Origin of the sequence: Pseudocitrobacter vendiensis, from assembly GCF_943590815.1 — a bacterium.
In the GTDB taxonomy this organism is placed as follows: Bacteria; Pseudomonadota; Gammaproteobacteria; order Enterobacterales; family Enterobacteriaceae; genus Pseudocitrobacter; species Pseudocitrobacter vendiensis.
In genome coordinates this window covers 1-9,294 of record NZ_CALSBS010000057.1, presented here as the reverse complement: position 1 = coordinate 9,294, position 9,294 = coordinate 1, and the positions used below count along the sequence as shown (strand labels likewise).

The window sequence follows — 9,294 nt, the reverse complement described above, 5'->3', positions numbered from 1 at the left end:
ACCCGAAAAATTGCCGGTATCGGATCACTAAGGAGTAAGCATGACCACTGTTACCACCCCTTCCCAGCTGAAAAAAGAAGTCGAATCTCAGAAAGAATTATTGCTGCGCGCCTGCCTCGAAGCGTTCAACCAGCTGCCTAATCAGCGCCTGCAAGGCGCTTTCACATCGACGTATGCACTGGCGGCAAAATTAGACCAGCTGCTGCAACAAACTAAATAGCACTGACGACCCGGCCAAGCCGGGTCTTTAACAGAAAGATCGAGGACAAACGACATGACCACACAAACCCTTGAGCAGACTCTTGAAGATTTTCGTCGCCAGTGTGAGAGTTTTGCGCGCGAACAGCAGCCCCGCTGCGGCCTGATTTATGAACTGTATCAGCGCCGCCTGAGCGCGGTTATTGACGGCTATCTTGCTGGCGTTCCGGCCGAGTATCGGGAAGAACTGATCGCGGTAGCGCGGCGTGAATTTGACTATCTGACCCAAGACGAGATCGCGGAAGAAATCCGGCAGGATCGGGAAAACGATTATTGCAGCCACGGTATTGAGCGTAATTGTTGCCCGCTGGGCTGCGGAGATCTAGACGATTACTGAGCCGCCGAAAGAAAAAAACCCGGATTGACCGGGCTTTTTTCTTTCCGCTGCGCGGCCGTTTCAGTTATTACTCCGCGCTGCTTTTGGCAATTTCTGTATAGCACAATACACTACACATTAAGCTCGTTTGCTTCGACGGCTAGCCAGCAGTTAAAGGTTTCGCTCTGCCGTTCGCCGCCGCAACCTCCCTCCGCTTTCAGCTTTCCGCAAGCCTGGCATTTCCCCAGCTGCGCCTTTTGCTCCTGCCACTGTTGCCAGTTTCGGATCAGCAGCAGTTGGAAAAACTCATTCGTGGAATAGGCTGTTCGTCCTGGACGACGAACCCGGCAAAGCTCCTGTAACATTGCTTCTTCCTGTTTTGTTAGCGTGACTGTCACGCTAGCGCCTTCCTCTTTGAGTCGCGCGCGGCGCCGGGCCTGGCGAATACGGGCTTGTTCACGCTGTCGGTCATTCATATTTTTCCTCCACGTGACTGTCACGTTGAATTAAACCGGGCATTACCCCTGCGGGGCCGTTCTGCCGTGCTGCGCATCGAGCCGCTACGCGTCTCGCCCCTTCGGGCGGCGGCCACTAATGCCTCCGGCCTGCGGCCTCCGCGCTTCGCTTGAAAAAAAACCGGGACATGCCCGGTTTACATTATCTCAGTAGAATTATGGCTATCGCGGCACCCACGGCGGCGCCCACAATAGTGCAGCCAGCTGTAATAAAAAGGATCTGACGGGTTAACGTCTCAGCTCTGGACGCCTGCGCGCGGCGGAACTTCGTCAGAAATTCCTCACGCGCCTTAGCATCATCACTAATTGCCAGGCTAATTGAACGCTGGTTTTCTACTAAAGTCCGTTTAAGAGAGTCTGCCGTCTCTCCTAAACTTTCGGTGTCTTTTGCCAGCTTTTCCGAAAGCGCAGAAAGTATCTCAGTCATTTCTTTCTGACTTGCGGTGATTTCCTTCGCGTCACCTAAAAACCAATCCATCAGAACTTCAAATTTATCTGGCTGCTTTTCCATTTTATTCTCCCATTAAAGCCGCATATGCTTTATCGAGATTAGCTTTAACAGGAATTGCCTGTTTCATGTAGGTATAACGGCGGGCCAGTTTTTTGCGCTCGTCAGCATCCGTTGTTTGTTTAGCGCGGGCTTTAAATTCTTCTGGATCTTCAGCGGTCAATGCTTCGAATGAGATACGGTGATACGCGAGATATTCGAAAACTTCACTGTTATAAATAACAGATTTCTTGCTGATTTTGCCAACTTTCGTTCGTTTGACAAATTCAAATACCGGCGCCAGTACATCCTCTACTTCACTATCTGGACTAATGCGGTTTGGAACAAAGATGATTTTATCGCTGCTTACACCTGCCTTACTTAACGTATGTGCTGTTTTCAGGCTTTCATCAATGGCCTTATTATCAGGCGTAACCGGGATTACATACTTATCAAATTCATTCGCGCCACTGTCAAAGCGGGACATTGCCATCAGGAACGCTTCTACGTTTGACGCACCAATATCAATAATCCCGGCATCTTCAAAAACAATATCTTCAATCAACCGTGAAAAGTCATCACCTTTAAAAATGGAAACATTCTCAATCCCCAGATCGGAAGCAGACTGGTTGATAGTTTCAACCGCATAGAATTTTGCTCCAGTCAGACGCGGGGCTAACAGGTAGGATGAAATTAAGGTTTTACCAACGCTGCCACTGTAATTAATTACCGCTACTTTCATAAATCACCTCAGAATTTTTTATTGAACATCTTAGGGTCGAAATCTTCACTGATTTTATTGAAGAACTCTTTATCAATAATGCCGGGACTTTCTTTTTTTTCACTTCCTTGCGGTTCAGGCTCAGGCGGCGTTTGTGTATTGTGCAATACACTTTCCTCTGCACCTTTCTCGCTACCTCCTTTTTGTGTATTGTGCAATACACTATCATCATTGTTCGGCATCCTTTCATGTGTATTGTGCATTCCATTTTTCCGGATTTGCCGCGCTCTATATAGGGACGTATCAAAGCTACGAACGTTCACACCTTCCAGGCCGAAGCGTTCAGAAACTGCCTTATAAATTTCCTCCCTGGAAACTCCCAGTGACAGCATTTCTTCTATTTCCGGCAACATCAACTGAAGTGCCGCCCTGATACTTTTGGGCTTCATAGTACCCTCATTTAGAATGATGTAATTTTGATGTAATTTTGATGTACTTTTGATGTACTTTTGTTGTACTGGCTACCTCATGACCAAAGAATGATGTAATTTTGTTGTACTGTCAACCTTCAAGTGATGTAATTTTGATGTAATTTTGATGTACTTTTGTTGTACTGGTATTCATGCAAGCATGAATACGGAATATTGAACGCTTTTTAGCCAGTTAGTCCTTAACCTACGTAGATCGCCCCTACCAAAAAAGATGATTTTTTATCCCTTAACCTGCTATACACCTAACGCAGCGCGATAAATCACGCTATCATACTGATTTAAAAGATAAAAAAATAAATAGCAACAATATTCGGTAATAATTAGGTATTAAAAACACCCAATAACTCATTGTTTTATAATGAGTTTGCTTTATTACTTTGGTAATACTAAGATTTCAGCTTGTTAGATCCCAATTTTTTGTTTAAAAAATGCACAATGTGAGGACTGAATGCCAATAATAACCGCAAAAGTATCAGATGAACTTTTGGCCTATATAGACCTGGTTTCAGGAGGTAATCGGTCAGATTATCTGCGGCGCTGCATTGAAGCTGGCCCAGGTGATCGGGAGTCCGGGTTGAAAATAGTTGCCGACCGGCTGAGCGACGTAAATCGCAAACTGGATTATCTTTTTGACCGTGCTTCAGATGCGGATTTTGGCCCACTGCGCGATGAGCTGAAGGCAATAACCGAAACGCTATCTGGCGTAAAATTCCCACCGGCAGGACAGATGATGTTGCATGAATCACTCGCTATTGAAACGCTAATCCTCCTGCGCTCGATAGCAGAACCGGGCAAAACCAAAGCGGCAAAAGCAGAGGTTGAACGTAACGGCTACAAAGTCTGGGAACCAAAAAAGGAGCGCTGAAATGGACGATAGAGAAAGAGGCTTAGCATTTTTATTTGCAATTACTTTGCCTCCAGTGATGGTATGGTTTCTAGTTGCAAAATTTACCTACGGTATTGATCCATCCACGGCTAAATACCTGATTCCGTATCTGGTTAAGAATACTTTTTCGCTATGGCCTTTATGGTCAGCTTTAATTGCTGGCTGGTTTATTGGTGTTGGCGGTCTGATCGCTTTTATCATTTATGATAAATCACGCGTGTTTAAAGGCGAAAGATTCAAAAAGATTTATCGTGGTACAGAGCTTGTTCGCGCCAGAACACTCGCTGATAAAACACGCGAAAGAGGTGTCAACCAGTTAACCGTGGCTAATATCCCCATACCTACATACGCTGAGAACTTGCATTTTTCGATTGCCGGTACAACCGGTACTGGTAAAACCACAATTTTCAATGAACTGTTATTTAAGAGCATCATTAGAGGCGGCAAAAATATTGCTTTAGATCCAAATGGGGGCTTCTTAAAGAATTTCTATCGTCCCGGCGATGTTATTTTAAACGCCTATGATAAACGCACTGAAGGCTGGGTGTTTTTCAATGAAATTCGCCGTTCATATGATTACGAGCGCTTAGTGAACTCTATTGTTCAGGAAAGCCCTGATATGGCTACTGAAGAATGGTTCGGCTATGGCCGTCTTATTTTTAGTGAAGTTTCGAAAAAACTTCACAGCCTATATAGCACAGTAACTATGGAAGAAGTTATTCACTGGGCCTGTAACGTTGACCAGAAAAAATTAAAAGAATTTTTAATGGGGACGCCTGCCGAAGCTATTTTTTCCGGGTCTGAAAAAGCAGTTGGAAGCGCGCGATTTGTTCTCAGTAAGAATCTTGCCCCACATTTGAAAATGCCGGAAGGTAATTTTTCCCTGCGTGACTGGCTTGATGATGGAAAGCCGGGAACCCTGTTTATCACCTGGCAGGAAGAAATGAAAAGGTCACTTAATCCGCTAATTTCCTGCTGGCTGGATTCGATTTTTTCTATCGTGCTGGGTATGGGTGAAAAAGAAAGCCGCATTAATGTATTTATTGACGAGCTGGAATCACTCCAGTTTCTGCCAAACCTCAACGATGCACTGACCAAAGGGCGTAAAAGCGGTCTGTGTGTTTATGCTGGCTATCAAACCTATTCTCAGCTGGTTAAGGTTTATGGTCGGGATATGGCTCAGACAATTCTGGCTAACATGCGTTCTAACATCGTGCTGGGCGGCAGCCGTCTCGGTGATGAAACGTTGGATCAAATGTCGCGCTCACTCGGTGAGATAGAAGGCGAAGTTGAGCGTAAAGAATCCGATCCTCAGAAGCCCTGGATTGTCCGTAAACGCCGCGACGTTAAAGTTGTTCGTGCCGTAACGCCTACCGAAATATCAATGTTGCCAAACCTCACCGGCTATCTGGCGTTGCCTGGTGATATGCCCGTCGCTAAGTTCAAGGCTAAACACGTTAAATACCATCGCAAAAACCCTGTTCCTGGCATTGAACTGAGGGAGATCTGATGCTTGATATAACCACGATTACCCGCCAGAACGTCACTAGCGTTGTGGGCTACTACTCTGATGCAAAGGATGATTACTACAGTAAGGATTCATCATTCACGTCCTGGCAGGGAACCGGAGCTGAAGCCCTCGGCTTATCCGGGGACGTTGAATCAGCCCGGTTTAAAGAGCTGCTTGTCGGAGAGATAGATACCTTCACGCATATGCAGCGACACGTGGGTGATGCCAAAAAAGAGCGTCTGGGCTACGACCTGACGTTTTCAGCGCCTAAAGGGGTATCCATGCAGGCGCTGATACACGGCGATAAAACCATTATCGAGGCTCATGAAAAAGCTGTTGCCGCTGCTGTGCGTGAAGCTGAAAAACTCGCGCAGGCCCGGACGACTCGCCAGGGGAAATCAGTAACCCAGAATACCAATAACCTTGTCGTCGCTACTTTTCGCCACGAAACGTCCAGGGCGCTAGATCCTGATTTGCACACCCACGCTTTTGTCATGAACATGACCCAGCGCGAGGACGGCCAGTGGCGCGCGCTCAAAAATGATGAGCTGATGCGTAACAAAATGCACCTGGGCGATGTTTACAAACAGGAGCTGGCGCTGGAGTTGACCAAAGCCGGTTATGAGCTGCGTTACAACAGCAAAAATAACACGTTCGATATGGCCCATTTTTCAGACGAACAGATTCGCGCTTTTTCCCGCCGGTCGGAGCAAATTGAAAAGGGACTCGCTGCAATGGGCCTGACGCGGGAAACCGCCGATGCTCAGACGAAAAGCCGCGTCTCGATGGCGACGCGTGAAAAGAAAACAGAGCATTCCCGTGAAGAAATTCACCAGGAATGGGCCAGCCGCGCCAAAACGCTAGGCATTGATTTTGATAACCGTGAATGGCAGGGACACGGTAAACCTCTGGAGGCTGATATTGCGCGCAACATGGCCCCGGATTTTACCAGCCCTGAGGTTAAAGCTGACCGGGCTATCCAGTTTGCAGTTAAGTCGCTGTCAGAGCGCGATGCCAGCTTTGAACGCCAGAAGCTGATTCAGATCGCTAATAAGCAGGTGCTGGGCCATGCCACAATGGCCGATGTTGAAAAAGCGTACCTGAAGGCGGTACAGAAGGGCGCCATCATCGAGGGCGAAGCCCGGTATCAATCAACGCTGAAGGTCGGTGCTTCAGTTATGGCCGAAACTCTGACGCGCAAAGAGTGGATCGACTCGCTGACGAATAGCGGGATGCGTGCGGATAAAGCCCGTTTTGCGGTAGATGATGGTATTAAAAACGGCAGGCTTAAAAAGACCAGCCACCGCGTCACTACCGTGGAGGGTATTCGCCTTGAGCGTTCCATTCTGACTATCGAATCACGCGGCCGGGGGCAGATGCCGCGACAGCTGACCGCAGAGATTGCAGGCCAGCTGCTCGCCGGGAAAACCCTCAAGAATGAGCAGATGCGCGCAGTTACAGAAATTGTGACGAGCAAAGATCGTTTTGTGGCCGCACATGGTTACGCCGGTACCGGTAAAAGCTATATGACGATGGCCGCTAAAGAGCTGCTGGAGTCACAAGGGCTGAAGGTCACGGCGCTGGCCCCCTATGGGACACAGAAAAAAGCGCTTGAAGATGATGGATTACCGGCCCGCACCGTTGCCGCCTTCCTCAAAGCGAAGGATAAAAAGCTGGATGAAAAATCAGTCGTATTCATTGATGAAGCCGGGGTTATACCCGCCCGGCAGATGAAACAGCTGATGGAGGTGATCGAGAAGCATAACGCTCGCGCGGTATTCCTGGGGGATACGTCACAGACGAAAGCGGTAGAAGCCGGTAAGCCTTTTGAGCAGCTGATTAAAGCAGGTATGCAGACCAGCTACATGAAAGACATTCAGCGACAGAAGAATGAAGTTTTGCTTGAGGCGGTTAAGTATGCCGCTGAAGGTAATGCCGCGCGCGCCCTGAAAAATATCACCGGCGTGAACGAACTGAAGGAAGAAGCGCCCCGACTCGCTCAACTTGCCGATCGCTACCTGTCTCTGTCCTCAGAACAACAGGATGCCACCCTGATAATCTCTGGTACGAACGCCTCACGCAAAACCCTCAATGACTACATCCGGGGCAATCTGGGGCTTGCCGGAACCGGCGAAACGTTCACGCTACTTGACCGCGTGGATTCGACACAGGCGGAACGCCGCGACAGCCGTTATTTCAGTAAAGGGCAAATCATTATCCCCGAACAGGATTACAAAAATGGTATGAAGCGGGGCGAGTCTTACCAGGTTCTTGATACCGGGCCGGGCAACAAATTGACGGTTGAAAGCAGCAGCGGTGAGCAGATCGCTTTCAGCCCGCGTACACACACCAAGCTGTCTGTATACCAGGCAGTCAGCGCCGAACTGGCGCCGGGCGATAAGGTCATGGTAACGCGTAACGATAAAACGCTGGACGTTGCCAACGGCGACCGCTTCACGGTGAAAACCGTGGAGGGTGAAAAACTGACGCTTGAGGACAAAAAAGGGCGCACGGTTGAGCTGGACAAAAAACAGGCTTCTTATCTTTCCTATGCTTATGCAACCACCGTCCACAAATCCCAGGGGCTTACCTGTGATCGCGTGTTGTTCAACATAGATACCAAATCGCTTACCACTTCTAAGGACGTTTTTTATGTTGGTATTTCGCGTGCGCGTCATGAGGTGGAAATTTTTACCGACGATAAAAAATCTTTGGCATCGAGCGTGAGCCGCGACAGCCCGAAAACCACGGCCGCAGAAATTGACCGTTTCTTTGGGCTTGAGGCCAGGTTTAAGGATATTGGCCGCGATACCAGTTTAGAAACCCGATCAGCTGAAAAAGGTCTGCCAGAAGCCACGGGGGAAAGCATGGCGTTTAACCAGAAACCCGATGAACATAACATGACAACCGGCACTGATTATCAGCCGGTGAGCAACGCAGAGGACGCCTTTCATCTTAAGCAGAACCCTATGGATGATTCCGTTGGCCTGCGGCGTCATGAAGCACAGCAAAATGATGCAGAACTGGCCCATGATTATGCTGCTGCCGACGATCAGCAGTGGAGCGCGCAGGAGTATGCCGATTACGAGCATTATGCCGAAGCATCAGACTACGACTTTGACAGCAGCATTTACGACGATTACGCCATGCCGCAGACGTCTCAGGCGGAACAGAGCCATACCGGAAAAGAACACACCCATGAGCATGAGCATGAAGAAGGGGGCCATGAAATCTGATGGAGCAGACCGACAAGCGCAAGCAGGATAAACTGAAGTTCGACCGGGTAATTAATCTGGCGCGCAGACTGCCGCAACCGGCGATCCATGACTTACTACGCGCGCTGATACTGCCAATTCAGGCCGATTACTTGCTGGCCGTTGGCACGGAGGGCCAGGACGCGCGCCCGGACATGAACGAGCGCGAGTTCTTCTTCACAAAAATCATCTGGGCGATGGATTACACGCACATGAAATCACTCAGGCTTGCAGCTGAAGATTTTCCCCTGGCGCTTGCGACGGCCAAGATCCTGCCGTGGCCGTGGGGTGAATCAAGCTACCGGAGTGCTTTAGCCGATATAGGGGTTCGAGGTTCAATCGTGTAAAAAACCACGTTAAGGCAATAATTCATTGTTTGAATTGAAATTTAATGGCCTCAACTCTCCCTTCAGAATATTTTCCGGCAGCGTGAACGTATAATGTCCCAGCATGTTGATATGACCGTACATCAGTGGCGACAGGCGTGAGATATGCTCGTCTTCCGGGATCTCACCAGCGCTGCGCAAATGTGATAGCGCTTCCTGCATATAAAGCGTGTTCCACAATACAACTGCGTTAGTGACAAGCCCCAGCGCACCCAGTTGATCCTCCTGCCCCTCACGGTAACGTTTTCTAATCTCACCACGTTGGCCGTAACAGATCGCCCTTGCCACGGCGTGACGGCCTTCTCCCCGGTTAAGCTGAGTCAGTATCCTGCGACGATATTCTTCATCATCAATGTAGTTGAGGAGGTACAGCGTCTTGTTGACCCGTCCCACCTCCATAATCGCCTGCGCCAGCCCTGACGGACGGGAACTTTTTAAAAGCGAGCCCACAAGTTCTGAGGCGTGGACTG

General features: G+C 48.8%; 11 protein-coding genes. 6 read left to right on the top strand and 5 right to left on the bottom strand.

What is annotated here, in order from left to right:
• The first annotated feature begins 40 nt into the window (after nt 1-40).
• Nucleotides 41-220 (top strand): protein CcgAI, encoded by a 180-nt coding sequence (gene ccgAI, locus NMC31_RS25455; protein WP_000214483.1) that lies wholly within the window; start codon nt 41-43, stop codon nt 218-220.
• A gap of 54 nt (nt 221-274) precedes the next feature.
• The gene (ccgAII, locus tag NMC31_RS25450; protein WP_001749971.1) at nt 275-595 is read left to right on the top strand and encodes a protein CcgAII; all 321 of its coding nucleotides are present in this window, start codon (nt 275-277) and stop codon (nt 593-595) included.
• Nucleotides 596-705: 110 nt separating this feature from the next.
• On the opposite strand, the gene NMC31_RS25445 is transcribed toward ccgAII, so the two are convergent.
• The 4 genes from NMC31_RS25445 to stbA form a co-directional block, all read right to left on the bottom strand.
• A complete protein-coding gene (locus tag NMC31_RS25445) occupies nt 706-1,050 on the bottom strand; it encodes a hypothetical protein (protein WP_000999874.1) in 345 nt (114 codons plus the stop codon).
• 181 nt (nt 1,051-1,231) lie between these two features.
• Complete coding sequence (gene stbC, locus NMC31_RS25440) at nt 1,232-1,600, bottom strand: plasmid stabilization protein StbC (protein ID WP_000414913.1); 369 nt, start codon at nt 1,598-1,600, stop codon at nt 1,232-1,234.
• Nucleotide 1,601: 1 nt separating this feature from the next.
• Complete coding sequence (stbB, locus tag NMC31_RS25435) at nt 1,602-2,318, bottom strand: StbB family protein (RefSeq protein ID WP_001749973.1); 717 nt, start codon at nt 2,316-2,318, stop codon at nt 1,602-1,604.
• Between the two features lie 8 nt (nt 2,319-2,326).
• Nucleotides 2,327-2,746 (bottom strand): plasmid stabilization protein StbA, encoded by a 420-nt coding sequence (gene stbA, locus NMC31_RS25430; protein WP_001749974.1) that lies wholly within the window; start codon nt 2,744-2,746, stop codon nt 2,327-2,329.
• Nucleotides 2,747-3,236: 490 nt separating this feature from the next.
• On the opposite strand from stbA, the gene NMC31_RS25425 reads away from it, so the two are divergent.
• Genes NMC31_RS25425 through NMC31_RS25410 form a run of 4 tightly spaced genes read left to right on the top strand, consistent with a single transcriptional unit; the run spans nt 3,237 to nt 8,785 of the window.
• Nucleotides 3,237-3,653 (top strand): hypothetical protein, encoded by a 417-nt coding sequence (locus tag NMC31_RS25425; RefSeq protein WP_001749975.1) that lies wholly within the window; start codon nt 3,237-3,239, stop codon nt 3,651-3,653.
• 1 nt (nt 3,654) lies between these two features.
• Nucleotides 3,655-5,184 carry a type IV secretion system DNA-binding domain-containing protein gene (locus tag NMC31_RS25420; RefSeq protein WP_000342688.1) on the top strand — a complete coding sequence of 510 codons (1,530 nt, stop codon included), beginning with the start codon at nt 3,655-3,657 and terminating at the stop codon, nt 5,182-5,184.
• Nucleotides 5,184-8,420 (top strand): MobF family relaxase, encoded by a 3,237-nt coding sequence (mobF, locus tag NMC31_RS25415; protein ID WP_012561166.1) that lies wholly within the window; start codon nt 5,184-5,186, stop codon nt 8,418-8,420. Before NMC31_RS25420 ends, mobF begins: the two co-directional genes overlap by 1 nt.
• Complete coding sequence (locus tag NMC31_RS25410) at nt 8,420-8,785, top strand: DUF6710 family protein (protein ID WP_012561167.1); 366 nt, start codon at nt 8,420-8,422, stop codon at nt 8,783-8,785. Before mobF ends, NMC31_RS25410 begins: the two co-directional genes overlap by 1 nt.
• A gap of 9 nt (nt 8,786-8,794) precedes the next feature.
• Here NMC31_RS25410 and NMC31_RS25405 read toward each other — a convergent pair.
• Nucleotides 8,795-9,294, bottom strand: a 500-nt coding sequence (locus NMC31_RS25405; protein ID WP_139158041.1) for a Tn3 family transposase, incomplete at its 5' end; no start/stop codon positions are given.